The organism is Paenibacillus sp. GM1FR (assembly GCF_002803315.1).
Lineage (GTDB): Bacteria > Bacillota > Bacilli > Paenibacillales > Paenibacillaceae > Paenibacillus > Paenibacillus amylolyticus.
Map to the genome: position 1 here is coordinate 1 of NZ_MKZL01000033.1, position 26,543 is coordinate 26,543.

30 protein-coding genes are annotated in these 26,543 nt (G+C 41.4%); 27 read left to right on the forward strand and 3 right to left on the reverse strand.

Annotation, left to right across the window (positions count from 1 at the left end; genetic code table 11):
- The first annotated feature begins 907 nt into the window (after nucleotides 1–907).
- Complete coding sequence (locus PAEAM_RS20080) at nucleotides 908–1,513, forward strand: general stress protein (RefSeq protein ID WP_017689064.1); 606 nt, start codon at nucleotides 908–910, stop codon at nucleotides 1,511–1,513.
- Nucleotides 1,514–1,690: 177 nt separating this feature from the next.
- Here PAEAM_RS20080 and PAEAM_RS20085 read toward each other — a convergent pair whose 3' ends face one another.
- Complete coding sequence (locus tag PAEAM_RS20085; protein ID WP_243391412.1) at nucleotides 1,691–2,083, reverse strand: YidH family protein; 393 nt, start codon at nucleotides 2,081–2,083, stop codon at nucleotides 1,691–1,693.
- Nucleotides 2,084–2,155: 72 nt separating this feature from the next.
- On the opposite strand from PAEAM_RS20085, the gene PAEAM_RS20090 reads away from it, so the two are divergent.
- The 7 genes from PAEAM_RS20090 to PAEAM_RS20120 all read left to right on the forward strand — a co-directional run bounded on the left by PAEAM_RS20090 (nucleotide 2,156) and on the right by PAEAM_RS20120 (nucleotide 8,569).
- Nucleotides 2,156–3,304, forward strand: coding sequence for an acyltransferase (locus tag PAEAM_RS20090; protein ID WP_165789992.1), 1,149 nt, complete (start codon nucleotides 2,156–2,158; stop codon nucleotides 3,302–3,304).
- A gap of 503 nt (nucleotides 3,305–3,807) precedes the next feature.
- Nucleotides 3,808–4,182 (forward strand): replication termination protein, encoded by a 375-nt coding sequence (locus tag PAEAM_RS20095; protein ID WP_036609188.1) that lies wholly within the window; start codon nucleotides 3,808–3,810, stop codon nucleotides 4,180–4,182.
- A gap of 2 nt (nucleotides 4,183–4,184) precedes the next feature.
- Nucleotides 4,185–5,192 carry a Gfo/Idh/MocA family protein gene (locus PAEAM_RS20100; RefSeq protein WP_100528730.1) on the forward strand — a complete coding sequence of 336 codons (1,008 nt, stop codon included), beginning with the start codon at nucleotides 4,185–4,187 and terminating at the stop codon, nucleotides 5,190–5,192.
- Nucleotides 5,193–5,461: 269 nt separating this feature from the next.
- Nucleotides 5,462–5,902 carry a ribonuclease gene (locus tag PAEAM_RS20105; protein WP_036609184.1) on the forward strand — a complete coding sequence of 147 codons (441 nt, stop codon included), beginning with the start codon at nucleotides 5,462–5,464 and terminating at the stop codon, nucleotides 5,900–5,902.
- A gap of 14 nt (nucleotides 5,903–5,916) precedes the next feature.
- A complete protein-coding gene (locus PAEAM_RS20110; protein WP_100528731.1) occupies nucleotides 5,917–6,192 on the forward strand; it encodes a barstar family protein in 276 nt (91 codons plus the stop codon).
- A 261-nt stretch (nucleotides 6,193–6,453) separates the two neighbouring features.
- Nucleotides 6,454–7,743, forward strand: a complete 1,290-nt coding sequence (locus PAEAM_RS20115) for an MFS transporter (protein ID WP_100528732.1) — start codon at nucleotides 6,454–6,456, stop codon at nucleotides 7,741–7,743.
- A 133-nt stretch (nucleotides 7,744–7,876) separates the two neighbouring features.
- The gene (locus PAEAM_RS20120; protein WP_100528733.1) at nucleotides 7,877–8,569 is read left to right on the forward strand and encodes an ArsR/SmtB family transcription factor; all 693 of its coding nucleotides are present in this window, start codon (nucleotides 7,877–7,879) and stop codon (nucleotides 8,567–8,569) included.
- Between the two features lie 189 nt (nucleotides 8,570–8,758).
- Here PAEAM_RS20120 and PAEAM_RS20125 read toward each other — a convergent pair whose 3' ends face one another.
- The gene (locus tag PAEAM_RS20125) at nucleotides 8,759–9,325 is read right to left on the reverse strand and encodes a TraR/DksA C4-type zinc finger protein (protein ID WP_047842547.1); all 567 of its coding nucleotides are present in this window, start codon (nucleotides 9,323–9,325) and stop codon (nucleotides 8,759–8,761) included.
- Between the two features lie 199 nt (nucleotides 9,326–9,524).
- Here PAEAM_RS20125 and PAEAM_RS20130 point away from each other — a divergent pair, with 199 nt between their 5' ends.
- The 18 genes from PAEAM_RS20130 (at nucleotide 9,525) to PAEAM_RS20220 (ending at nucleotide 25,419) form a co-directional block, all read left to right on the forward strand.
- Complete coding sequence (locus tag PAEAM_RS20130) at nucleotides 9,525–9,902, forward strand: DivIVA domain-containing protein (RefSeq protein WP_017689054.1); 378 nt, start codon at nucleotides 9,525–9,527, stop codon at nucleotides 9,900–9,902.
- Nucleotides 9,903–9,944: 42 nt separating this feature from the next.
- Nucleotides 9,945–10,379, forward strand: coding sequence for an Rrf2 family transcriptional regulator (locus PAEAM_RS20135; RefSeq protein WP_017689053.1), 435 nt, complete (start codon nucleotides 9,945–9,947; stop codon nucleotides 10,377–10,379).
- A gap of 36 nt (nucleotides 10,380–10,415) precedes the next feature.
- Complete coding sequence (locus PAEAM_RS20140) at nucleotides 10,416–10,913, forward strand: metallophosphoesterase family protein (RefSeq protein ID WP_100528734.1); 498 nt, start codon at nucleotides 10,416–10,418, stop codon at nucleotides 10,911–10,913.
- A 341-nt stretch (nucleotides 10,914–11,254) separates the two neighbouring features.
- Complete coding sequence (locus PAEAM_RS20145; protein ID WP_100528985.1) at nucleotides 11,255–12,169, forward strand: sugar phosphate isomerase/epimerase family protein; 915 nt, start codon at nucleotides 11,255–11,257, stop codon at nucleotides 12,167–12,169.
- On the forward strand, nucleotides 12,166–13,338 hold the full coding sequence (locus PAEAM_RS20150; protein ID WP_100528735.1) for a Gfo/Idh/MocA family protein: 1,173 nt from the start codon (nucleotides 12,166–12,168) through the stop codon (nucleotides 13,336–13,338). Before PAEAM_RS20145 ends, PAEAM_RS20150 begins: the two co-directional genes overlap by 4 nt.
- Before the next feature lie 63 nt (nucleotides 13,339–13,401).
- Nucleotides 13,402–14,499 (forward strand): Gfo/Idh/MocA family protein, encoded by a 1,098-nt coding sequence (locus PAEAM_RS20155; protein ID WP_036670455.1) that lies wholly within the window; start codon nucleotides 13,402–13,404, stop codon nucleotides 14,497–14,499.
- Between the two features lie 305 nt (nucleotides 14,500–14,804).
- Entirely contained in the window at nucleotides 14,805–15,656 is an 852-nt protein-coding gene (locus PAEAM_RS20160; protein ID WP_100528736.1) for a putative phage abortive infection protein, read from the forward strand.
- A gap of 204 nt (nucleotides 15,657–15,860) precedes the next feature.
- Complete coding sequence (locus PAEAM_RS20165) at nucleotides 15,861–16,259, forward strand: hypothetical protein (protein ID WP_076318560.1); 399 nt, start codon at nucleotides 15,861–15,863, stop codon at nucleotides 16,257–16,259.
- A 232-nt stretch (nucleotides 16,260–16,491) separates the two neighbouring features.
- A complete protein-coding gene (locus PAEAM_RS20170) occupies nucleotides 16,492–16,959 on the forward strand; it encodes a hypothetical protein (RefSeq protein WP_100528737.1) in 468 nt (155 codons plus the stop codon).
- 395 nt (nucleotides 16,960–17,354) lie between these two features.
- Nucleotides 17,355–17,795: a hypothetical protein gene (locus PAEAM_RS20175; RefSeq protein WP_076318728.1), complete on the forward strand. Its 441-nt coding sequence runs from the start codon at nucleotides 17,355–17,357 to the stop codon at nucleotides 17,793–17,795.
- A 589-nt stretch (nucleotides 17,796–18,384) separates the two neighbouring features.
- Nucleotides 18,385–19,104 carry a ferritin-like domain-containing protein gene (locus tag PAEAM_RS20180; protein WP_100528738.1) on the forward strand — a complete coding sequence of 240 codons (720 nt, stop codon included), beginning with the start codon at nucleotides 18,385–18,387 and terminating at the stop codon, nucleotides 19,102–19,104.
- Nucleotides 19,105–19,345: 241 nt separating this feature from the next.
- Entirely contained in the window at nucleotides 19,346–19,990 is a 645-nt protein-coding gene (locus PAEAM_RS20185) for an HAD hydrolase-like protein (RefSeq protein ID WP_100528739.1), read from the forward strand.
- A gap of 216 nt (nucleotides 19,991–20,206) precedes the next feature.
- Nucleotides 20,207–20,611 (forward strand): DUF4259 domain-containing protein, encoded by a 405-nt coding sequence (locus PAEAM_RS20190; protein WP_076318565.1) that lies wholly within the window; start codon nucleotides 20,207–20,209, stop codon nucleotides 20,609–20,611.
- 219 nt (nucleotides 20,612–20,830) lie between these two features.
- Complete coding sequence (locus PAEAM_RS20195; RefSeq protein ID WP_100528740.1) at nucleotides 20,831–21,457, forward strand: Type 1 glutamine amidotransferase-like domain-containing protein; 627 nt, start codon at nucleotides 20,831–20,833, stop codon at nucleotides 21,455–21,457.
- 179 nt (nucleotides 21,458–21,636) lie between these two features.
- The gene (locus tag PAEAM_RS20200) at nucleotides 21,637–22,473 is read left to right on the forward strand and encodes a Cof-type HAD-IIB family hydrolase (RefSeq protein WP_165789993.1); all 837 of its coding nucleotides are present in this window, start codon (nucleotides 21,637–21,639) and stop codon (nucleotides 22,471–22,473) included.
- A 201-nt stretch (nucleotides 22,474–22,674) separates the two neighbouring features.
- On the forward strand, nucleotides 22,675–23,445 hold the full coding sequence (locus PAEAM_RS20205; protein WP_100528742.1) for a nucleotidyltransferase domain-containing protein: 771 nt from the start codon (nucleotides 22,675–22,677) through the stop codon (nucleotides 23,443–23,445).
- 550 nt (nucleotides 23,446–23,995) lie between these two features.
- On the forward strand, nucleotides 23,996–24,541 hold the full coding sequence (locus PAEAM_RS20215; RefSeq protein ID WP_100528743.1) for a hypothetical protein: 546 nt from the start codon (nucleotides 23,996–23,998) through the stop codon (nucleotides 24,539–24,541).
- Nucleotides 24,542–24,765: 224 nt separating this feature from the next.
- On the forward strand, nucleotides 24,766–25,419 hold the full coding sequence (locus tag PAEAM_RS20220) for a lysozyme inhibitor LprI family protein (protein ID WP_100528744.1): 654 nt from the start codon (nucleotides 24,766–24,768) through the stop codon (nucleotides 25,417–25,419).
- Between the two features lie 377 nt (nucleotides 25,420–25,796).
- On the opposite strand, the gene PAEAM_RS20230 is transcribed toward PAEAM_RS20220, so the two are convergent.
- The gene (locus tag PAEAM_RS20230; RefSeq protein ID WP_036609138.1) at nucleotides 25,797–26,084 is read right to left on the reverse strand and encodes a hypothetical protein; all 288 of its coding nucleotides are present in this window, start codon (nucleotides 26,082–26,084) and stop codon (nucleotides 25,797–25,799) included.
- Nucleotides 26,085–26,237: 153 nt separating this feature from the next.
- On the opposite strand from PAEAM_RS20230, the gene PAEAM_RS20235 reads away from it, so the two are divergent.
- A complete protein-coding gene (locus PAEAM_RS20235; RefSeq protein ID WP_179086413.1) occupies nucleotides 26,238–26,459 on the forward strand; it encodes a helix-turn-helix domain-containing protein in 222 nt (73 codons plus the stop codon).
- The last annotated feature ends 84 nt before the right edge of the window (nucleotides 26,460–26,543 follow it).

The window sequence follows — 26,543 nt, forward strand, 5'->3', positions numbered from 1 at the left end:
TGGAAAGCCCAGGAACGGCTGCACCGAAAATTCCGCCGTTTAGTTTATGGATTAAACAAACACAAAAATGTCGCGGTCACCGCGGTGGCCAGGGAACTGACCGGGTTCATTTGGGCGGTCGCCCGAACGTTGGAGCTACCGAACGCTCAGTAATCTGTTATTCATCTTGAAGAGACGGATGGTTTAAAAGGAAAAAGGGGGAAACTCCGGAGCCTTAGGCCCGGGAGTTCATGGAAGGTTCAGGAGAGAATGTACGAGGTTCGTTTGCACTAGGCTTTTAATGGGCTGAACGTGCGTGGCTAGCTTGTAAAAGCTCTCCTTGACGAAGGCATACCATGTGGTAACCAACCCACGGATAGCAGCTTGCCAACCGTCGCTCGCATATGGACTCCCGCGCTTAGGGCTTCGGGGAAAAGCAGCTTTTTGTGATGGACTTGACAAAAACGTTCATAGCAACGAACCTGTGACGTCTTATTCGGCGATTTGAAGCGCCCGTAATAATCTAAGGAATCTGAAACACGTTATATCTGAATAACCAGCCGCTTACAACGGGTTTGTCAGGTGATTTTGGTAAATAACGTGTCTCATGTTCTTTACAAACTAGTATGAGGACCCGAAGGCTAAATAAGACGTCCTCGGTTCCTTAGAAATCGTCTGGACAATCCGCCAGGATCAGCCAGCCTAAACTTCAAGATGTTCTGGACGCCGACGTGCTTCAACGTAGAACATGCCTAATAACGTATCACATACCTGAGTTTGAAGGCACACCCTGATGAGGATTAATAAGGAATGAACTTCAGCAATTTTTTACTATCAACACATAGTATATTGACTTGCAAACGTTTAAAAGAAACTTAGGCGGGTAATAACATAGCGAACCACTCAATAATATGAGGAGGGATTCACTATGCAGAAGAAAATCGTAGGTGTGTTTAATACAGAACGTGAAGCATCGCAGGCTATCGAGGGTTTGAAAGCACAAGGATTCACTTCAGACGAAATCTCCGTTGTTACACAGGATCGGGATGAACTGAAGGCCATTCGGGAAGAGACAGGTACCAAAGCCCCTGAAGGCGTGGCTGCGGGTGCCGCAACAGGTGGTGTCCTTGGTGGCGTAGCCGGTCTGCTCGCAGGTATCGGTGCACTAGCCATACCCGGCATAGGACCGATTCTGGCGGCAGGCCCTATCGCAGCAGCATTTACCGGTGCAGCTGTAGGTGCGGGAGCTGGCGGATTGGTGGGTGGACTTGTGGGTCTTGGTATTCCGGAAGAGGACGCTAAACAGTATGAGGAGTATGTACAGAATGGTAAAATCCTGCTGCTCGTAGATTCTACGGATCGGGACTCCGATGTGTATGATGTGTTCAGTGGCAACAGCCAGCTTAACCGAGACAGAGCTGAAGCAGCTCATCGCGGAGATGTGCCAGCCGAACGTCCGGATCTGGATATGGAAGAACGCAGATTGGAAGCTCAAAACAAGGCAGCGCGATTCGGTAACAATACATTCCTGTAATCTTGCCGCGAATTTAATCAATATGAAATAAAACCCAATGACTTATTATCTGTAAAATGGAATGACATATATGATCCACCAGATGGTCATTAGCCGGTTTCCTTAAGGGAAGCCGGCTTTTGTCCCTGTGTTGCATATGGGTGGGTGTCAATAATGTCGGATGGTGTTTTTACCAAGTCAAGCAGGGAATAACAATACATATAACAGTACAGCCAAAGCGAGTCCAATCACCAGTAGCATCATGGTAAGAAACCGGATTAATCCGGTCGATGCCTGAAACGTCTGTTCATTGATTTGTGTACGCTTCCGATGATACGCTGCTGCCGAATACACAATGATGGATATGCCGCCAATCAGAGAAGTGATACCCGTAATAATCGCCGCAATATGTGCAAGTTGATCATACGCCGACGAATTGAAACCAAATCCGGCAGCAAGAAAGCCTATGCCCGCCATGGCAATACCCGTGCGCACCCAGGCCAGAAAAGTTCGCTCGTTAGCCAGATGTTGCTGGACATACTTGGAATCGGTAGTGGTTACGTCTTTGTCTGTTAAAGAAATGTGAATCAACTCCGTTCAATAAATATACGGCTTCATTGTACTTTGTTTTTATCGCAAAACCAAGAAAGGATGGCTGAATATATGCCTCGCAAAGAACGAATTACAGAAATAGAGAGCTTAAGGGGAATTGCCTTTGGAGCGGTGGTTCTCCAGCATTCCATCGCACATTACTCATTGGTCCCGGAAACGAGACTGGAGGATGGCGTGTTACTGGCCATACTGCTGATGCTCTCCAAATTTGCAGTTCCTTTATTCATATTCATAACAGGTATGGTGCTCTTCTATAACACGGGAGACAAGCTGAATTACGGCAAGTTTATGAGAAAAAGAGTAAACGACGTGATCGTGCCTTACCTGATCTGGTCACTCATTTATTTTACACTTGCACCGCGAGGTTGGACCGGATTTGGATGGAATGACATCCCAGACCTAGGCCTGAAGTTGCTTACGGGCAAAACGACTTCACACTTTTGGTACATCATTATGTTGATTCAGTTTTATCTGTTATTTCCGCTCTTTTTGCGAGCCATTCGTTATGTATATAACCGATATGAGGCCAAGGGGCGCTTGATCGCATTATTGATTTCTGGTGTGGTGTATCTTGTACTTGCGGATCAATTAAGAAACATCGCCAAGTTCATGGAACGGGTGAATATCCCGGTGCTGACAGATGCTTTTACAACGTATGCAGACCGTAATTTCCTTTATTTCTTTATTTATTTTGTACTTGGTGCAGCAGCGGGGTTATCCGTCCAGTACTGGAATGAATGGATTCATCGATTGCGCTGGATATACTGGACAGTGTTTATTGTTCTGGGTCTGCGGTTTACTTATTTATTAATGCTAGAGTTTCAGAAGCCGGAAGGAATCAAAATTACGTTCTACACGGTCAGCTTGATCCGCCCTGATATGGCACTCTTTCTGATCGCTTCCATTATGGTCATGTACCAGTTGGCCGGAAAACTGCATAACCTCAGGGCTACACGATTGCTGGGTTGGATTGGTGGTGTATCGTATGGCGGTTATCTGATGCATATGTTGATGCTGCGGTATAGCTACATTCCGGATGAGTTGTTTTACGTTGCTATGGGTTGGAACCCTGTCGTCCGAATGATCATCACCTGCTTGTTGGCTCTTACATTATCCTGTGTAGTGACATGGCTTATCTCGCGTGTAAGCTGGGGCAAATGGATAGTGGGAGCCGTACCGAAATCTGTCCGCAATAAATGAAAACATCAACATATGAAAAATTCATAATAGATCATCACAGCTGTACAGGAGTATAAGGGAGTAGAGTATACGGACACAAGATACAGGAGCACAGGTATTACAGCTTTTGCACAGACTTTCTTGTCATTAAAATTCGATCTCACGACACCCTGAGCCCTGAAATAAACAACTTTTGAATCAATTTCATAACTCACTAAAAATGGATTTCTGTAACTGGATATAGACAAATTGAACCGTTTCGATCGATATCCAGCCTTGATTGAAGCAGCTAAAGGTATTATGAAATTGATTCTTTTGAATATAAATTAAAATTTCATTACATGAAAAATTCACAAAAGTAAACCTTTTTCCGTGCTTCCCCCAGGTTAACGCGTATTCACACGATTTCTTTCTCACCTTCTTTGAAGATGGATAAAAGGCAGACCAAGCGGAGAAAGATGGCAGAACCCGAACATAAGTTTTATAATACTAGATAAATAGGTTCTGACAGGAGGGGAATGAACGTGGCTTTTATGATTGCACAGCGGGCATTTATCAAGCTGTATCTGATTACGATGGTTGAACAGCACAGGGGGTATGGTTACGAGATGCTGGAGGCGATGAAGCAGGAATTCAAAGACTACGGTTATGTACCACCCCAGAGCGAGGTATATCGGGCATTACATGAATTGGTACAACAGGGTGTATTTTATCGCACGAAGAAACTTAAAGGTAATGATCCAAAGGTCGATTTTCAGGAAATCGTTTTATATCATTTTACGGATGATGGTGCGGAAAAAGCTGAGTTATACAAGAAACAGGTCAAAACGGATCTGGATCGTTGTCTCGGCATGTTACACAAAGCAGAAGAGGACAATTACGGTACGAAAGGAAGATGAGCATGAACAGACAGTTACAGTGGGGTGTACTAGGTACGTCAACCATTGCCAAAAATGCAGTCATTCCGGCGATCCAGCAGTCTGAACGTGGTGAGGTGTTGGCGATTGCCAGCCGTAGCAAAGAAAAGGCGGAAACCCTTGCCGAAGAACTCGGCATTGCCAGATCGTATGGCAGTTATGAAGAGCTCATCGCTGATCCGGACATTGAAGCCGTCTATATTCCTTTGCCTAACCATATGCACAAAGAATGGACCATCAAAGCGGCACAGGCTGGCAAACACGTGTTGTGTGAGAAACCGGCTGCCCTGAATGCAGATGAATCGTCAGAAATGATCGAGGTATGTCACCAGCAAGGTGTTCTTTTTGCAGAAGCAATTATGTATCGATATCATCCCAAGCACAGACGTGTGCAAGAGATTATAGCTAGTGGAGAGATTGGCATCGTCAGAGCCATCCATGGTAACTTTACCTGTAATACCGCTGATGACAAGGAAAATGTTAGGTTCAAAAGAGAGATGGGCGGCGGATCATTATTCGATCTTGGCGTGTATCCGATCTCGGCGGCCCGGATGTATCTGGGACAGGAACCGGAAGCGGTGACAGTTCACGCTCTATTCTCGGACGAGCATGATGGCGTGGATATGATGGCGTCTGGACTGGTAGAATTTCCGAATTCGGTAGCTTTAACTTTTGACTGTGGCATGTGGGCTTCAGGTCGAGCGGAGATGGAGATTCTCGGGACGGAAGGGCGGATTGAACTGCCAAAAGTATTTGGCTGGGAGAACAGTGATATTCCACCTCAGATTATTGTGCACACCGATTCGGTCAGCCGTGAGGAACGTGTATCCGTGTCGAATTCCTATGTGCTTCAGGTGGAGACGTTTGCAACGGCTGTGCTTGAAGGAGAGGCCTTACCTTTCAGTCCGGAAAATACCATTCAAAACATGCGCGTTATTGATGCGTGCCTGGAATCGGCTCGAACTCGTCAACGTGTGCAATTGATCGATTAGATTAGGTCAGGTCAGTTTAAACATAGTAGTAAATGCAGACTCCATCTTCAGGGATGAGAGTCTTTTTTCTGTCTTAAAATGTTACAATTATAATATTTTACAAATTAAACGTCTTTATTTGATATTTCTACCAAAATGATGTGATATAAATAGTCATGAGATGACTTGTTTACTATAATCTAGCAGAACATACAACTAGACCGTTACAGCTTGCAGAACGCATATCGTGACAACGTTCATCTACTTTGAAGGATCGGGAGGCCGGATTGATGAAAAAGTTGATATCCACTGCATTACTGGCATTGTTGTTAACGTTTGTTTTCCTCACAGGTTCACAGTTCACTCCAGTCGCACAGCAGAAGGCATCTGCTGCAACATGTACCATCATCAATACGTTTACAGGTGTAGCAAATTATTTGAGTGCAAATGGAACGTTGCCATGTAACTTTATTACCAAATCACAGGCAACAGGACTTGGCTGGGTAGCGTCAAAAGGAAACTTGGCTGTAGTTGCTCCTGGCAAAAGCATCGGTGGGGATACATTTGGCAATCGGGAGGGGCTCCTGCCTTCGGCCAGCGGACGTACATGGCGCGAAGCGGATATTAACTATACTTCCGGCTTCCGTAATTCGGATCGAATTGTGTACTCCAATGATGGACTCATCTACAAAACGACAGATCACTATGCATCATTTACACGTTTGAAATAGAGGAAGGAGCAGCCATGAATACCGTGATTCTGGATGGAGAAGACTTTGCTAGTAGCACTGAACTTCATCAACAATTAAAGGATAAGCTGAAACTGCCGGATTTTTATGGCGGTAATCTCGACGCTCTGTGGGATTGCCTCACGGGTACGATTGAACTTCCACTAGAGTTAAAATGGACCAACTACCAAATCAGCGAAGAACGACTGGGGAATGAAGCAGGCCGGGTACGTGATTTGATGTTCGAGGTACAGGCTGAACAGTCTGGATTTCAATTGCGAGTTGAGAAGTAGGCAGCAAATAAAGGCAGTTCAAATATAATCCGTCCAGCTGAGCAGACCACATGTGGTCTGTTTTTTTGTGTTATAGGAGGTTGTTCAAAAAGGTTGTCCCAAAAGTCCCTGTGTTGATTACGAATTCTCTGAAGAAATAGCGAGCTATAACTTTACTTACTTATCGTTAAAATTATTTTCACGGAGATATTGATTTCTGCATAACTTACGTTAAAATAAAATTAACATGAAAAATATTTTAACGTTGAGGAGTGAAAAGGGATGAGCGATAACACAGCAGTTGGCAAGCAAGGTATGGGTGAGTTAATACGAATCAGACCGTACATGCAATTTATGCTTAGTAAAGTTGTATCCAGATTTGGTGATTCGATTGACTCGATTGCCTACAGTTGGATGGTTTACATTCTAACCGGTTCGAAAGTGTTGATGGGTACGTTGCTGGCGGTGAATTTTTTGCCCAATATCCTTCTGGGTCTGTTCGCCGGGGCTTTGGTTGATCGCATGTCTCCCAAAAAAGTGATTGTGATTACGAATACCGGTCGCGGGTTGTTGGTGGGTATTACAGCTCTGCTGTTTGGATTGGGCCAACTTGAAGTCTGGCATCTGTTTGTCATTACAATTCTGAATTCTTTGCTGGAATGCTTCACTAGTCCTGCAGAAGTGTCCAGTGTCCCCCGATTGCTTCCCCCATCAATGCTGCTTTCGGGTAATGCCATGTCCTCTTCCGCAACCAGAGTGGCCGAACTCGCAGGACTTGCAGTGGCGGGTGCCCTTATTGCTACAATAGGGATTGCCTGGACGATCTTGATTGATGCGGGGTTGTTTGCGCTAAGTGCTTTAATTATGAGCCGAGTAGGCTACCCTGAAGTATCAACATCTGCTAACAATGAAGATAAAACATTAACTAAAATGAATTCTCTTTCATCCGACAAAAGTAGTATATTCTCCGAAATGGCGGAAGCTTTTCATTTTCTTCGTAAACATGCCTTACTGTTAATTGTCTCCATCCTGTTTGCTTTCGTTAATTTCTGCCTGATGCCGTTTAATGTTCTTCGTACACCCTATGTCATTGAAACGCTGCATGCTGGCGCTGGGGGATTAAGTCTGCTTAGTGGGCTGATGGTGGGAGGTATGTTGCTCAGTGGAGTATGGTTGACACAAAGGGGAGCGAATTATCGTAAAAGTGTGCTGGTCATCAGCGGTATTGTCATGTTGGGTCTCAGTTATGCGATGACGGCACTACCCGCTTACATGACTTCCTTCCAACTGCCTGTTGCAGCGGCCTTTTGTCTACTGATGGGTATGGGGATTCCGCTGGCTACAACACCGCTGGCCACCTATCTTATGGAAGTTACCCCTTCGGAGATGCTGGGTAGAGTGTATGCCCTTCAGAGTATGCTCGTCTTGAGTGTTGCACCCCTTGGGAGTCTGGCTTCGGGAGCACTTGCAGATTGGATGACCATGCCCGTTCTGTTTATCGTTTTTGGTATTATGCTTGCCATGTCAGCAGGTATGCTGTTGTTTAGCAAAAGTTTTCGAAGTGCCCTGTGAAGATATTCAGAAGTGATCATTAGCCAATTTTCTGTATCAAGTCATTTCTCGCTCGTTTTGACCGAAGTCCTGACGCAACGTTATAATAGAGATATCGATGGACAACAGGTACCCCGGAAATGAGGATACAGGGATGGCGCACAAGGTTCTTTCAACAATTGAAGAAATTAAAATCTACTCCGATCCGTATCGGATACAGATTATGAATATGTTTAACAAGCAGGGCAGACCATCCACTGTTAAAGAGATCGCCGACCAGATGGGTGAGGTGCCAGCCAAAGTTCACTATCATGTAAAAAAGCTGGAGAAAATTGGTCTGCTGACCATCGTTTCCACGCGTGAGATTAATGGGATTATCGCAAAATATTATGAACCATTCACCGGAGAGATCCATCTCCGTCATGAAGATGAAGACAAGGAAAACTCACCATTGAAACAGGTGTTTCGGTCCGAGACGCTCAAATTATTAAATGAAATGTTCGAACAGAGTCGTCAGCGATTCATGCATCAGGCGGAAAACGAAGATCGGATGTTTCTCTCGGACATCACGCTGTATGCAACCCGTGAGGAAGTAGAGCAGTTGTATAAAAACATCATAAAACTCTGTGAACCCTATACTACAAAAGAGAATCGACAAGGGGAACATGAGGTCTTTCAGTTATTCTCTGCTCTCTCTAAACCTATAGTGAAAATACCTGCTTCTAAGACAAATGCAAAAGAGAAAAAGAAAGCTACGTCCAGTAAGGGTAAAGCAACTCCGAAAACGTCTCGATCTGTGTCTAAGCGGCAGGAATCTGCATCATCTGGTAGTGAGTCGGAAGAATAAACGGATGGAATACATGGGTTCAGCCTTATTGATGGAAGCAAGTAACCGCAAACGTGAGAGACTGCTATGGAGAAAACTAGAAAAAGCCGCCCAATGGCGGCTTTTTAATGCGTGATAAGGAAGGCTAATGGTGGAGCAGTCTATGGAATCAATCAATTTTGACGCTTACCATTTCAGTTCATAACAAAGTTACATGTTCTCATCGTAGCCCTTCACATCACGTTTGGCTGCGGTTGCGGGGGAGTTGGATGTACCATATTCTTCGACCGCTTCCCAGGCATCTGCGTTATCGAACTTGCCAGCCCGTTGCTGTCTTCCTTCTCCAGCACCACTCGGAGGCAGGGTCATCACTTCTTCTTCAACGGGGCGATCGTTGCTGATCTCCCGATTAGGCGTGTCGTCAATACAGTAAGCGGTATAAGGGATGGCCTCCAGTCGTTCGAAGGGAATATCTTCGCCGCACGTTACACAGGTTCCATATGTACCTTGCTCCATACGTTCCAATGCGTCATTCACTTGATTGAATTCGTCTGTTAATGTATCGTCGATCGCCAGATCACGGCTACGTTCAAATGTTTCCGTACCGGCATCTGCCGGATGATTATCATAGGAGGACAGCTCACCGGTTGAATCTTTCAGCGACTCGACTGGAGCACCGTCTTCCATGCTGGATTCAAAATGACGCTGTAAGTTTTCACGTTGCTCCAAAAGGGCGTTTTTCAGTATTTGATGTTGATCTTTAGTTAATGTACTCATAAGGACATGCTCCTTTCCCGTTGTGGGGTGTAGTGAGTCTTTACCCGAATTGGATGAAAAGCAATCATTTTCATGAGGAATAGGGCTGTATCGTTTTATATCTGACGGATTATGTGTTATAAAAAATAGAGAGAGAAATTGCCGTGTGTTCTTCCCAGGAAATAGAACTACGGCTTGGCTTATAATGGAGGTTGTCAATATGGATGAACATATGAAACGAAGATTGGATAAACAAAGACAATTGTTCAAACAATTGGGTGTGCAGCTAGATGCGTTATCGATACATGAAAAACAATTTAATTATAAACTTCGTGGTTATGATCCGGATGAGGTAGATGCTTATCTTGACCTAGTCATCAAAGATTACGAACGTTTCTATGCCAATATTGCAGATCTGATGGACAAATGGCAAGAACAGCAGTTAACGATCCGCGATCTTAAGTCGTCCGCAAAACCGGTGGAAGATCCGACCAAGATTGATCGCAAACAACTGGATGATATTGTGAAACAACTGGAATACAGTGTGCGACAGCTCAAGATCAGAGCACGTCCCGAAAAGGATCTGTTCTCTGAATAAGGTCAGCATGTCCTGGATTATATTAAATAAAGGTGGTTAATCATGAGTACTCATTTTTCGGTCAGTGTGCATTGTTTGTTGTTATTGTCACTCAGCGCGCCTGAACGAATCACGTCTGCACATATTGCAGGTAGCGTGAATACCAACCCTGTCGTCGTCAGACGTATTCTGGGCGGGCTGAAAAAGGCGGGATTGGTGAACTCCTCTCCTGGAACAAGAGGCTTCTACTTAGCGAAGCCATCAAGTGAAATCACATTAGCCATGATCTATCAGGCTGCCAAGGACGAAGGTCCATTGTTCCCGATTCACGGCAATTGTAACCCGGATTGTGAAGTGGGCTTGCATATAGACAGCTTGCTGACTAATCTGTATCAGGTTGCCGAGGCGAAGGTGGAGCAGTTCTTTGCATCCATTACACTCGAAGATATGGAACGTTCCTGTACTCAGATGCAAGCTGTTCCATCACAGACAGAGTAGATTGTAATCAGAGGTAAAGGAAAGGTGGGGTGTTATATGAAAATTGTAGTCATCTCTGACACGCATTGTTCACGTAAATCACAGAAATTACCGGTTAGGCTCCTTGATGTACTGCCGAGTGCCAATCTCATTCTTCATGCCGGTGACTGGTCGGATTGGAGCGTATACCCATTGCTTAGCGAGTATGCACCTGTTGAAGGGGTAGCGGGTAATACAGACCCGTCCGAAATCGCGGAAAAACTGGGGTATTCCCGTATTGTTGAAGTGGAAGGACTTCGTCTGGGGCTTGTGCACGGTCATCTGGGATCAAAGGGTACGGAGCAGAATGCAATTCATACCTTTGCAGGCCAGCATGTGGATGCTGTGATCTACGGACACTCACACATCCCAGTGATGCATACCGTCGATAACACGCTGGTATTTAATCCGGGGTCGCCTACGGATAAACGTTTTCAGAAGCAATACTCATTTGGCATCATGACAATAGATCAGGGGAAAATACAGGCTGAACACGTATTCTTTGATCGGGATTAGATAGATATGCGCTGGTTGCAAGTTGGACGAGTACAAGAACCAGAACCAGCTACTGAAGTGGCGACTTGATAACTGATAGGGAACCTTTTCCTTAAATTTCATCTTATATATATGATTATTGTACAAGGCATCTTTGAGCAGATTTAAAATCTGTTCCAGGGATGTCTTTTTTGATTTTTGATCACATCATTCTCTTAGAAGTTATCTCTGAATGGGGAATGTGCTCTGTTCGTTATCTGTCATTCATCTGTTGGCGTTTTCCCCTATGGTGACGTTCAGTGGAGTGATACAATGCCTTTACGACACAAAATGAATACGTTTACATAAGGAGATGGATCATGATGAAACTGTCTGTATTCACCGTGGCTACCCCTGATCTGAATGCAGAAGAATTGGCATCGGCTGCGGCTGCAGCGGGGATTGATGGAATTGAGTGGAGATTCCGTGGAATACCTGAAGATGCTATATCTGAAGAGCCTTCTTACTGGAGAAATAATCGATGCTCGGTAGATCCGAGTCGCTGGGAGGAACAGGTTCCTGTTTTTCGTGAAGCAGCGTTAGGGCAAGGTAGAAAATCCATTGCACTTGTACCGTATCTGAACTGTGATGATCTGTCTGCCACCGAACAGGCGTTTCAGGCTGCGGCTGGTTTAGGAGCATCTATGATGCGTGTTGGTGTCCCTGGATATGATCGCAAGACCAGTTATCCTGAGTTGTATCGTAAAGCCGTTGATTACCTGAGCGAAGTACAGGATTTGGCCAAACAGTACAACATCAAGGCGATTGTAGAGACACATCACCAGACGATTGCACCGACGGCATCGCTGGCCTATCGGCTTGTGCAATCGCTCGACCCGCAGCATGTGGGTGTATTGTACGATCCAGGCAATATGGTGCATGAAGGATATGAGAATCATCGAATGGGACTTGAGTTGCTGGGCCCTTATCTGGCTCATGTACATGTAAAAAATGCCGGGTGGTTTGAAGCAGAAGGGAAAGATTCGCAAAAGGCTAAGGTGGCTGAGAAGAGCAGCGGAGTGGCTCTGAATACGGCCTGGAAATGTCACTGGACACCGCTGACTGAAGGCATGGTGGATTGGGTACAGATGGTGCGGGATCTTCGTGCCGTTGGGTATGACGGATATTACGGAATAGAGGACTTTAGTGGTGCCTTGGAATCCAAGGCGATGTTACAGCATTTTGCAGACGTTTTCGCCGAAATTGAGCGTCGTGTGGACGAGGAGGAGCAGTCATGAGTATCGTACGAGTAGCGGTGATTGGTATAGGAAACATGGGAGCAGCACATGCCAGAACGTTGGTGGCTGGAGAAGTACCCGGTGCAGAGCTGGTCGCCGTATGTGATGTAAGAAGAGAGATGGAGAGCTGGGTATCCAGTCACCTTCCGGCAACGGTCACCTATTGGCAGGATGCAGAGCAGATGATAGCTTCGGGTACGATTGATGCGGTCATTATTGCAACGCCGCACTATGATCATCCGGAACAGGCCATTCAGGCTTTCCAGCATGGCTTGCATGTCATGATCGAGAAGCCGGCCGGTGTATATACGAAACAGGTACGCAAGATGAATGAAGCGGCCGCAGCCAGTGGCAAAGTCTTTTCCATGATGTACAACCAGCGGACCAATCCACTATACATTAAGCTGAGAGACTTGATTGCTTCAGGGGAACTGGGCGAGGTACGGCGTACCAACTGGATTATTACGAACTGGTATCGATCCCAGAGTTATTATGATTCCGGCGGCTGGCGGGCAACCTGGGCAGGTGAAGGTGGCGGTGTGCTGATTAACCAGGACCCGCATCAACTGGATCTGTGGCAGTGGACCGTCGGCATGATGCCGGTACGAATGCGTGCTTTCTGTTCGTTTGGCAAGTATCGGAACATTGAAGTGGAAGATGATGTAACGGCTTATGTGGAGTATGAAAATGGAGCAACAGGTGTCTTCGTAACGACTACTGGCGAAGCACCGGGTACCAATCGATTCGAGGTCAACGGAGACCGGGGTAAAATCGTGATCGAAGATGGAAAACTTACGTTCTGGCGACTTCGGGAATCTGAGCCTGAATTCAATCAGCGGTTTACCGGAGGTTTTGGACAGCCAGAATGCTGGAAATGTGAAATCCCGATTACAGGTGTGGAAACGGGGCACCCGGGTCTGATTCGTAACTGGGTTGATGCGATTCGTACAGGCGTACCACTTATTGCTCCCGGTGAGGATGGTATACACGGATTGACGTTATCGAACGCTATGTTGCTGTCCACCTGGACGGATAACTGGGTGGATCTGCCGATCGATGAGGATCTGTTCTATGAGCATCTGCAGGAACGCATTGCTGGATCAACGACGAAGAAAGACAAGGCATTCAGTGGCAGTCAACCTGCTGATTTGAGTCAGACGTTTAAATGAAGACGATTTGTTATGTAAGACGAGTTCATTGTAATCAACATTTTATAATAAGGATGGGATGACATGGCTAAAGACGGAATGTTTTATGCACCAAAAAGTGTTACAAAAGAGGTCGTATGTGGTCCGGGTGAGTTCACGATTGCTGCTGTTGCGCTGGATCACGGACACATCTACGGCATGGTTGGGGCATTGTTGGAGGCTGGTGCTACCCTCAAGTGGGTGTATGATCCGGACCCGGCGAAGGTAGAGGCATTTCGGAAGCAGTTCCCACAGGCTCAAGTCGCTGGATCTGAAGCGGAGGTGCTTGCAGACGATGAGGTGTTGTTGGTGGCAAGTGCAGCGATCCCTTCAGATCGTGCGCCGCTTGGCATGAGGGTTCTGGCCGCGGGCAAGGATTATTTTACAGACAAAGCCCCGTTCACCACGCTGGAGCAATTAAACCTTGCACGAGAAGAAGTGAAGCGAACGGGCAAGAAGTACATGGTGTATTACAGTGAACGGCTGCATGTGGAAAGTGCGATTTATGCCGGACAGCTCATTGAACAAGGGGCAATCGGCAAAGTAGTGCAAGTTATGGGTACAGGCCCACATCGCTTAAATGCCGGAGGAAGACCCGACTGGTTCTTCAAGCATGAGCAGTATGGCGGCATTCTATGTGATATCGGGAGTCACCAGATCGAACAATTCCTGACGTTTGCATCATGTACGGACGCTGAGGTAGGGTTCAGTCGTGTGCATAACTTCAATCACCCACAGTTCCCGGAACTGGAAGACTTCGGTGAAGCTTCTCTGATTGGTGACAACGGAGCGTCCGGTTACTTCCGAGTGGACTGGTTCACACCGGATGGTCTGGGCACATGGGGCGATGGGCGTACAGTTATTCTGGGAACGGACGGTTATATTGAGCTGCGGAAGTATATCGACATCGCAAGGGAACCTCAGGGGGATCAGGTGTACCTGGTCAATCATGAAGGGGAGTACCGCTACAATGTAAAAGGCAAGGTTGGTTATCCTTTCTTTGGTCAACTCATTCGCGATTGTCTGGACCGGACCGAGACCGCTATGACACAGGAACATGCATTCAAAGCGGCAGAACTCTGTCTGATTGCACAACATAAAGCGATGAGCGAGCGCGTGGTGTGGAGTAGCGGAGCCAAGTAAATGTTTTAGGTGAAGGAGAGCAAAGGTTGATCACTAAAGATTGTCCGTAATTCTTCTATTGTTGAGTGAAGAAAGAGCAGCCCAAATGTTAAACTGCATCCAACAGGTTAGTTATGTCTAACGAATGGAGTAGTTCGCACTGGGGCTGCTTTTTTTGAGTATGTTCGTGACTTCGCATATGGATTAATCTGGGTTATATTATATGTAGTTCGGATATTGTTTGAAAAGAGAGGTATTTACGAAGTTCGTAGAGATGATGTTATAGGAAATCTGACAAAGATTAAAAAAATTAAGGAGACTTAAGCATGGAAGAAAAGAGAAAATATAAACTTTATCAGCTTCTCATAATCGTAGCTTCTATTATTGGTGTTTGGGGATTCATTAATCCTATTTTAATTGGCTGGGTCTTTAAAGACAAAGATGGATATGAAACATATAAGGAATTTGGTCCTGTTGGTGATTGGATTGGTGGAACATCGACGCCAATTATTACTCTTGCTAGTTTTATCATTTTATTAGCAGCCTTTCTTGCTCAAAAGGAAGAACTTCAAGCAACACGTGAAGAAATGAATTTAACAAGGAAAGAGTTTAAAGAACAAAACAAAACGTTAACGAGACAGCGGTTTGAAAATACTTTCTTTCAAATGGTCTCATTACATCACAGTATTGTTAATAGTATTGAACATACTGAGATAGAATCATATAGTAAAAGCTATACAGAAACTCAGTATACATCCAAAATAATACGGGGTAGAGCATACATATCTAATATTGCACGGCCGTTAGTTTCATATGAATGGTCAGATACGTTGGATCTGAGGTCGTTGAAACAAAAATATAATAATATTTATCAAGAGAATCAAGGTGAGTTAGGTCATTATTTCAGAAATCTATATCACATTATTAAGTTGATAGATGAAAGTGCTGAACTTGAAAACGACAATAACAGTGAATTTGAGGAAAGAAAAAAATATATAAGAATCATCCGAGCACAACTTTCAACTGATGAATTACTTTTGTTGTTTTATAACTCACTTACAGATGAAGGTTCAAAATTTCATGCTTTAATTATCAAATATAAATTACTAAACAATTTAAGCGTGAAATTAGTGCCAAATGCACTTAGGGATCTATTTGTAAGTATGAAACAAGAATGACATTAAGAACCCTTAGGTGTGCCACTGAAGAGCCAGACATCACCTAACATAATATTCACGCTGTGAGCATTCGCTCTTGGTCTGACATGAAGGATTTCAAGGGAGTAAAGGCAGCCAGACACCTCGGCATTCGCCGAGGTCGTGAATACAGGAACGTTAGTTGAAAGATAAGTAAAATCCATTCTTAAGAGAGAGGTTATTTATATGGGAGTGGCTTATACAATAAATTGCAAACAGTGCTCTTACAATCAAAATGTTTCTTTAGGAATTGGTTTTAACTACTTAGATTTGAAAAGTATTTTGGAATGGTATCAACAAGAAGAAGGGCGGCAACAAATCTTAAAATATATGAATGAAGAAGATACAAGTTTTGAATGTTATGACGGGCTTTATGTTTGTCAACAATGTGGATACTTATTAAATCGTACATTTCTGCATATAACATCAAAAGATTATTCTTATACAAATAACTTTGAGTGTCCATGTTGTCATATGCAAATGCCTAAAAAGCCTTTGCTAGATGAAATAGAAGAGAATTTTCTAAAGTGTCCTGACTGTAAGGACGAAGAATTAGAAATACAAGCATATTTGGACTGGGATTAAATACTTTTGTGTCAATCATAAAAGAGCCTATTGAACATTTGGAGAGCAACTCAACGAAGACTTATCCATCATCTAACATCATATTCACGCTGCGGGCATACGCCCTTGATCCGGCATTCACCGGATACCCGACATACGTCGGGTCGTGAATACAGTGAACGTTATAGGAAATCAGCAAACACACAAAGAGAACTTGTTTTATTTAACATATTTTTTGAGGAGAAGTGATTGAGTGAATAAAGACATTCTACTTGAATGGGACAGTAAGCATAGTGCGATGAAACGCACGAAAGAACATTACTGGAAAACCTATAGGAAGTGGCGTGACGAGAACAAAAGCGATTATCATGATACTTTTATAGGAAAGTTATATGATGAATTTATAAGTCTTGAAGAGCGTGCCATATACCTAAAATATAGTTTTAATACAACAGAAGCCGTGGTATTTTGCTCGATTAATATCTTTTACATAGAAGAGCAAATAGGCACTTATGATATAGAGTTCTTTTTGAACGGTGAGATCGCTGATGATTACCTGGATTTTGGAGACGTATTACTTAAAGATCGGATGATTAAAGTAAAGCATAATTTGAAGACTGCAAGAAGCGCTTTAAAACTGGGATTTGAAGTATCAGACATTTTGAAAATCACAGAAATCCCACTCAAATATATAGAAATATTAAAAGAAAAATATAGTTGATATAAAGGGAATGGTATAAGAGAAATAAGTGATTCGAAGAAGCAGATGACATCCTATAACATTATATTCACACTGCGGACATTCGTCCTTGGCCCGGCATTCGCCGAACACCCGACATACGTCGGGTCGTGAATACAGGAACGTTATACGCAACCCCTTAAGAATGTTAAACCATGCAACCAATTAATAACAAATAATAAATATAGGTGAAAGAATACATTTACAACGTAGCAGTTGAAAACCAGGATGAACGGAATATTAGAAGGTGTACCATATAACAATAAATTTCCACATCGATAGTTATGCTCCTTGGTCATCAAGAGGAATACCAGAGAAGCGGATTCATAATAAAGTGCAAACTAAAGAATATTTCTATTTGCGAAAGAGAGGATCAAATGAATTATCATTTTGGTTTTTCATGGAAGGGTCTGATCATCTTTTTATTGCCAATGATACCAAATATATTTTATTTTTTAACTCCTGCGTCAGATATATCAGGAAAAAATGCAAATAGCCATTTGATTTTAGATGTTTTGGAGCACGGAAGTCAGGCGATATTTTTCTTTCTTCTGATATTTGTTGTAAGAAAACAAGCATCTGAAATGCGATGTCCGTATATAATTGGTATGGCAATAATGTTGATTTTTTATTATGGGCTATGGATATTGTATTTTACAGGCAACGCAAACTCGATTATTTTTTTGGGGATGGCCGTTCTCCCGGTAGTATATTTTATATTAGCTGAGATTTGGCTTCAAAATTATCTGGCTATTATACCAACAGTACTTTTTGGTATTGTGCATGTCATTAATACATATTTGTCTATTGCGAATTAAAGGGAGGACAACAATCCTCTTAAATTTTGATTGCGCGTTCAGCATGTATTCTATATCAAGGATTAAGTCCCGAATGGTGAGGTTAGAAGTAAGCCACAGCTTAAGGCAGGGGTGTCCAACGTGAGCAGGAATCTGAATGAAGCCATCGGCAAATCTCCGGTCCGAGGAACACGAGCCTCTTATAAGGCTAGCGTTCATTGGATGAAGTTACTACACAAACCAAAGTTGATACTGCTGAAGGCGTACGAGAGTAAATGAGGGGATCTTTCCTATGCGGAAACGGATTTGATAGGAGCAAAAGATAGAACCAAAAGATAAAACACGTAAAGACATATTAAATACATGAAACACACAAGTGTCTATGAGGATGTGGAATCGAAGAAGAAGAGGTAGCGTATAACAATGCATTTTGCTTCGTCGCTGACGCTCCTCGGTCTGCCCAAAGAGGAATGACAGGAAATTGGAATCAGGCGACACATCCAGCCGGCTAAGTGGCAGAGCCACCCGGACCTCCGATCCTTAAGCCGTTTGGACGTCAGAAATGCGCAACGTTATTTGACATAAAACTATTACATTTTAGGAGTAAATAATGAATATCACTTTCTCGAAATGGGTTCAATATTATCGAAGAAATAATCAAAACCTCAAATATATTCATTGGGATGACAACTATAAATTAACAACTAATGAAAGAGAAATAATTATTAAGTCAATTCAACAGTTTCAATTAGGAGAAAACTCTGAAGGTAAACATCTAATTAAACGTGCGCAAGAATATGTACATCAGACACAAGATCAGGATTACTATGAAGCACTTATAGAATTCATTAAAGAAGAACAGAGACACGCTAGAGATCTAGGCAGATTTATGAAGGTACAGGGAATCCCACTCCTTCGTAGACATTGGGTGGACAATGTATTTAGAAGATTACGTCTATATGCGAGTCTAGAACAATCAGTCATTGTTCTATTAACCGCTGAGATCATTGCTAAGTTGTACTATAAAGCTTTGCAAAAATCTACAAAGTCAGAAGTATTAATCGATTTATGTAATCAGATTTTAAGTGATGAGGAGAAACATGTTCAGTTTCAATCTGAAACACTTCATAAATTTGCTCAAAATAGAAACGTTTTCTTTAACAGAATAGTTTATATCCTTCGTAGAATCCTTTTTGAAGGAACGCTAATTGTAGTGTGGTATCAACATAAGCCTGTATTTAAAGCAGGGGGATATAAATACAAAAGTTATTACTATGAATGCCGCCATGAGTTTAACTTAACGAAGAAGATTATAGCTAATTCACAGTAGAGGTTTACGTCAGATAACATCACATCCAAGCTTTGGGGCCTGACGCTCCCAGGGTCAGCCCAGAGGGAATTGGCAGGAAAGTGGAATCAGGCGGGCGGACACATCCGCACCGACTAACCGCATCGCGTTCGCCCCTAACGTGACTTAAGTCGGTGGGGTGTCGTGGATACAGTAACGTTATAGTAAATCAGCGTATAAAAATACAAAATAAATTATTCAAACTCTGAATAGGAGTGAAATCATGCTGGAAGCGGTTATTTTCGATATGGATGGTACACTATTTCAAACAAACAAAATCTTAGAGTTATCGTTAGAAGAAACGTTTTCTGTCTTGAGGTCTCGTAATGAATGGTCGAGTGAAACTCCAACTCAAAAATATCGTGAAATTATGGGAGTTCCTCTACCAGTAGTTTGGGAAACGTTATTGCCGAACCATTCAAATGAAATCAGACGAATTGTAGACGAAATCTTCTTGGAGAAGTTAATTGCAAATATTAATTATGGCAAAGGTGCGCTTTATCCGTATGTCAAAGAAGTTTTTGATTTTTTAAAACAGGAAGGTTGCTTAATTTTTATTGCAAGTAATGGACTAATCGAGTACCTCAATGCTATCGTTAACTGTTACAAGTTAAATAATTGGGTGACAGAAACCTTTAGCATCCAACAAATAGAGACTCAGAATAAGGATGACTTAGTCAGATCTATCCTTATGAAATATCACATCAACAATGCTGCTGTAGTTGGCGACAGGATCTCTGATATCAATGCAGCAAAAAACAATGGATTGAAGGCTTTTGGTTGTCGATTTGACTTTGCCCAAGAATGGGAGCTTAAACAAGCAGATTATATTATTGATGATTTACTTGAATTGAAAAAATATATTTAACATCATGGGAAGTGGAATATTTGTGTAAGTATTTTCGAAGAAGACGCTGACATCCTATAACATCATCATATTCAAGTAGCGGCTCCTCACGGAGCCTTGGTCTGCAAGGATTTCGGAGAGGAATTTAAGCAGACACCCCCTTCGGGGTTCATGAATACAGGAACGTTATGTCCCTAAGAGCTTTAAAACATAATGACACTTTTTGGAGGTTAATTGATGGGAGCATGGGGAACTGGAATTTTCGAGAACGATGATGTATTAGATTGGAAGGCAGATTTACTTGATTCTGATGACATCGATTTAATTGAAGAGACGATTGAAGAAGTATTAGAAGAAGATTATATTGAGTCAGATTTAGCTTCCAATGCTTTAGGCGCAATTGAGATCCTTGTAGCATTACAAGGTAATCCTGGGAAAGAAATTTTGAATAATCAAAGTAATACAGAGGATCTATATGACTGGATCAATAGACATAAAGGTAAAGGAAAAAAACTCATTTCAAAAGCTAAACGAGCAGTTAAGAAAATTAAGAAAGATTCAGAACTAAAAGAGCTATGGGAAGAATCAGAAGAATACCCAATATGGTTAAATACAATAAATGACTTAGAAAATCGATTGTAAAGAAATTGATAGTTTTTCGAGAAGAGGAAACTTCACTTAACAAAATATTCAAGCTGTGGCTCCGTTGGAGCCTTGGTCTGCTGGAAGGGTTCCGATGAGGCAATTTCGGCAGACAACCCCTTTGAGGTTCGTGAATACAGGAACGTTATAGGAAATCAAGAGAAAGCCTAAATAAATTATAAAGATTAGATAAACTATTAGTTAAGGACGGGGATTTCAATGAGTAGCTTGTTACTAACCTCTTGTGGTTTTTATACTGAAGATATTAAAAATCAATTTCTGAAGTTTATTGATGGAGATATTTCTCAATTAAAAGTCTCAATTATTACAACAGCATCCCCTAGAAAAGAAACTAATAGATATGCACAAAGAGCAATGCAAGAGTTTAAGGATATGGGATTTCAACAAATCAATTTTATAGATATTGAATTTGATGACCCGCAAATTCTCTTACATAGAGATGTTATATATATCAATGGTGGAAATCCATTTACATTATTGTATTACGCTAAGAAAAGTGGTGCTGATGAAATTATCAAAACACTGGCCGCACAGAATGTAATTATAGTTGGAGTAAGTGCAGGAACGTTATTACTGGGGCCGAATATTAACATTGTCGATTTCTTTACTCCACAGATGAACACAATGAATTTAACGGATTTTAAGGCATTAGGTGTAACCGACAAGCTTATTTTTCCTCACTATGATCGAGAGGACATATTTAAAGATAGTACTAATAAAACAATTGAAGAGAGAATAGTAGAATTTGAATGCAATGAGAACTGTAAGGTGACAAGGCTTAAAGATGAAGAATATATCTCGATCTTAATTAATCAAGCACATTGAAAGTCGTAAATTCATTGAAAGTAGCTCGAAGAAGCCCCTGAAATCTGCCAACACCGTATTCACGCTACGGAGTTACGCCTCTTGGTCTGCCAGTGGGGGATCGAGGAACTGGTATCCAGCAGACAACTCCTGTGAGGATAAGTCTTCGACCCAGTCGCTCCTTTAAGTCTCTCGGGTTCGTGAATACAACAACGGTAGATAAAATAACGAAGAAGTTTATATCGGGAGTTGATTCATTGAAGTATTCAACGGTAGTTCTTGACTTGGACGGAACATTATTAAATTCAAAAAAAGAAGTATCTAAAAGAAACGTAGATGCGGTCTTATCTTGTTATCAGAAAGGAATGAGAATAATATTTGCAACAGCTCGACCGCCCAGGGCGGTTAATTGGTTGCTTCCACAAGGATTAGTAGATATCGGGGCTTTTGTATATTACAACGGAGCTCAAGTGATATGTAAGGAAACCAAGATAGAAATTAATGAATCCATCCCTACTAATGTAACTACAGAAATTCTTGATTACTGTTTGAAGTATGACCCTCAAATTGAGCTGACTATGGAAGTGAAGGATGAGTGGTTTAGTTTAAGAGAGCTTGATTATATTAGCTCAATGAACACACAATCAAACCCCATAGTAAAACCCTTAAAAGAATTAAAGCAATATGATGCTACGAAGATACTTCTGACTGGCAATAATCACAATTCTGGATTGTTTGAAAAATTCGAGGGTAGAGTGAATATACTAATTACGGATAATAATAAGTTAGTACAAATCATGCCTCTTCTGGCATCTAAGGAAATGGCAATTACTAAACTCTGTGAATTATATAATGTAGAATTGGATTCCGTTATTGTATTTGGTGATGATCATAATGATGTAGGCCTCTTTAAGATGGCGGGATATTCTATTGCTATGGGAAATGCGATTAGGGAATTGAAGGAAATCGCTGATGAAATAACCGTTAATAATGATGAAAACGGTGTTGCTGTAAGTCTAGAAAGATTTTGTGGGTAACTCAAGGTTACTTTATCTAACAGTACATTCATACACCGTCGCACTTGCTCCTCGGTCGCCAAGAAGGATATCGGAGAAGTTGATTAAGGCGACACATTCAATCAGCTAAGTCTATTGACTCGTTCCCTACGGTAAGCTGCTTGAACGTCAGGAATACAACAACGTTAGCCGAAAGAAGTTCTTATTTTAGGAGGGGTCTATATGATATTAGAAAAAGTTATAAATAAAATTACCATACAAAGTGAATATAAGGATTTGGTTGATAAGTATGTGGATCATATTCTTAACGAATTCAAAGATAAGATTCATAGCATTTATATGTGTGGCTCGATTCCCAAAGGAACGGCTCAACCTTTTAAGTCAGATGCAGACTTTACTATTGTATGTGCAAATCCCGAAGATATTGATTACGAAAGATTGTCAATGATTAAAGACAGGCTTTTGGAAGAATATTCATTTGTCACTAAGATAGATACGATCATTTGCTCGATTGATGATGTATTAAGTAGACCGAATGATTGGGGTTTTTGGATTAAGATTATTTGTGTTTGCATACATGGGGAGGACATTGGTGAAAAAGTACCCCCGATCATAATTTCTCCTGAATTCATTTTAGACTTAAATACAGATACCAAGGAGGAAGTAGATCGTGTACATCGTTCACTTTCTAATGTTAGTGATCACTCAATGAAAACTAGATATATTAAAGGTTACTCTAAGAGATTAATTCGTGCATTATATTCTTTGGTTTTAGAAGATACAGGGGTATGGGAAGACGAAATCATTAAGATGAAGAACGCCATATTAAACTATTGTGAGATTAACTCCGCTTTAGTTGAGTATCTATATGCTTGTTACTTGGATAGTAGCAATGTACTTGTTGAAGAGTTTCTGAGAATTGCAGAGGAAGTATATCGCTATTTTGAGAACGCTCTAAATACAATGGCTGCTTCCAGAAATTCCTTCAACTGACACCATATTGACGCTCGGGGTCACTCTGAGAAGCGAGTGACCCTATCAGCCCCTAAGTCCGTCGGGACGTTACTTCATTAGGTGTTCGGCAAGCCTCACAACTATAAGTAGCGACTCTAAGGGGCCAGGACGTCGTCAATACAAAACGTTAGATGAAATTGCTGTAATAAGAAATAAATAAGAGGTGCGGACAAATGGGGGAGACTAGTCCTAAGTTTGCTGATAAAGAATTAATTGAAGTATTATAAAGAAATTACATTTACCGCCACTTACTCCGTTTTCACAGGACTGGGAATATACGTTGGCTGATTCTTCGAAAGTAAATGAATTTATTACATATTATGAAAATAATAAATTTAACAACAAAGAGAAATTTATGCTGATGATAGTTATAATATCTTCATTTGATGATTATCTTTCCGAGGGAATAGGAACTGAAGAGATCAGAATTTGGAATCGAATAAAACAAAATATACTTAAAGACGATAAATTACATACAACAACGTTATATACAATCAGGCAAGAATTTACACCCCGAGGAGAGGTTTAGTTGTTCAATACAAACGCAATAACAAAATTTATAGGTTTATGTTTTATGTTCTTAGGCTATTGGAGATTAACTGATTTTGTAATTTTAAATCCGGTATTTACTTTTAGTTTCTCTATTGCTGGCTTCTTTTTCATATTATTTGATTTAACAACTCACCATTTTGAGCAATTAAAAAGGGAAAAAGAAAAATACTATAGTTGGAAAGGGAAGATTCTTAGATTTTTAAAACTCTCTCTACTATTCTTAACTGCATTTTCTATAGTAGCATTGCCTCATCTCACACTTGGTTGGGAACAGGAATTAATTTTGAAATTAAATGATGCAATTGTTCTTTTAGGTTTAGGTATTGTTGTTTTCCTAATCGGACTAAAATCAGACCAAGAAATAGATAACGTACTAGAGGTCTTTGAAGACGTAGAAAATAGATTGAAAAATATCGATGATAAATTTAGCGTTATAATAGCTAGTAAAGATGAAGAGATAGAAAAATTAAAACATGAACTTAAAGAACTGAGAGATGACTCAGGAAGCCCGGGAAGCATATAACAACACATTCAACGCTTCGGTCGCTGTCGCTCCCTCGGTCCGTTAGAGGCATTTCGAGGAAGCTTATCCAGCGATAACACCTGCGAGGCTAAGTCTTCGACCCAGCAAGGCGATTACTTCGTTTTATCGCTGCGGCAACCTTAAGCCTCTCGGGTTCGTGAATGCGGAGAGCGTTATGCGCCATTACCTGTAAATATTAAAGATAATATTTAAGGAGAAAACTTATGAAAAGTAAGATACTCTTATTATTTTTTATTACGATAATGTTTTCATCTTGTCAAGATAGTAGTCTACCGACTACCTTGAACAGCGAAACTAAATCAAAAATGAATTCTGAACTGCCTCCTGATGAAGTGAGTACAGGCAATGGAACAGAACCGAAAGAAATAACTGAAGGTCGATCAGATGCTTCTAACAATGAAGTGTTATCCATGAGCATTGGGAACTATGAATTGAAAGGAGAATTTTATGATGAAATGCTTCGAAATCCTATAGATCATGATTATGAAGTGGAATTTAATGAGGCTCAAAATTCAAAAGAGATTATTACAACAATGGGATGGGGGGCGTTGGAAAGCAAATATACAGAGATTTGGGATAAAGAGTTGAATCAAATATATAAAAAGCTTTGTTCTAAGTTGGATAGAGAACCAAGAGAAGCACTAATCGAATCGCAGAAAGAATGGTTACAATATCACTTAAAGGAAACAAAATTTGTAGAGAAGGCATTTATTAATAATGGTTACCTTGGATCAAAAGGTTCGGTAAGCCTAGGCACGGTTATACGGGAGAGAATTAGGGAAAGAACAATGCAATTATTTGAATATCGATATTTGCTAGATGGTGAAGTTGAGTTTTTATACCAAAGTAAAAAATAAAGTTGGAATCTGGATCAAAGGTTTTTAGGTGATGCCTCGAAGCAGTAACGGCACATAACAATGTATTCAAGCTGCGGGGATACCACGCCTTGGTCGCCTGCGAAGTTTCGATGAAATGAATCCATACGACACTTTAATTTTACTTAAGATAAGAGCTATCTAAGGGGAATCAAAGTCAGCAATAGAAGCATTTAAGATGTACAAAGCGAATTGGAAGATTTCGCAAATGGAGAGCAATCTTCCGGCAAGGACATTTTGGAGAAGTGTAATAGAAAGTTTTAAAGGAACTAACTACACTGAACACTATGCACAAGATAGAAAAAAATATATACAAGAATTTAGTACAAGAAATTAGAAAAAGAGGGTCATATAACCCTCTATATACTAGAATTCTGCAATTCACTAAATAGTTGTAGGGCATCTTTGAAACCTTGTATGTAGATACTTCTTTCTAGGATGGATTGGAGTGAGATTTGTGCGTCTTCGTAAAGAAAAACTGTATGTTGAAGTTGATCGGGCAAAGCATCACGAAGTGTTTTAAAATATTCATCTGTCTCAGCAGAAAGCTGAGTGTACTCTCTATGACACTCCAGAAGCTTAGTATAGAGCAAATCTAAACGTATTCTTATCAGTGGTTCTGTTAATGATTCTACAGTATTAATCATATTTAGTTCCTCCTTTAATTAACTCTATAAAGTTATTATATGACCTCTTAGAGTTAATTGCAAGGTGAATATTTGACTTTGTAGAGTTAAAACTTCGCTTTCTGTTGATGATTGCTAATATGAAAGATAAGATAGAATTACGGAGGGGAAAAGATGAACATAATCAAGTGTAATATACGAGAACTCATGGCAGAACATCGAATAGATGATATAACAGAATTGATGGCAAAATCGGGCTTAAGCCGGAATTCGATCAATAAACTCTATAGGGAAACAAATATAGAAACAACAAAGCTGGAAACCTTATTCAAGCTATGCGATACATTTAATTGTAAATTATCTGATTTGATCGAATACGTACCAGGAGAAAAATAAATAGTGAAGGTCCGGAGCCTTGGTCTGTGGATAGATTTTGAGAAGGAATTTCAGCAGCCCCCCCTTTGGGTTCAAGAATACAGA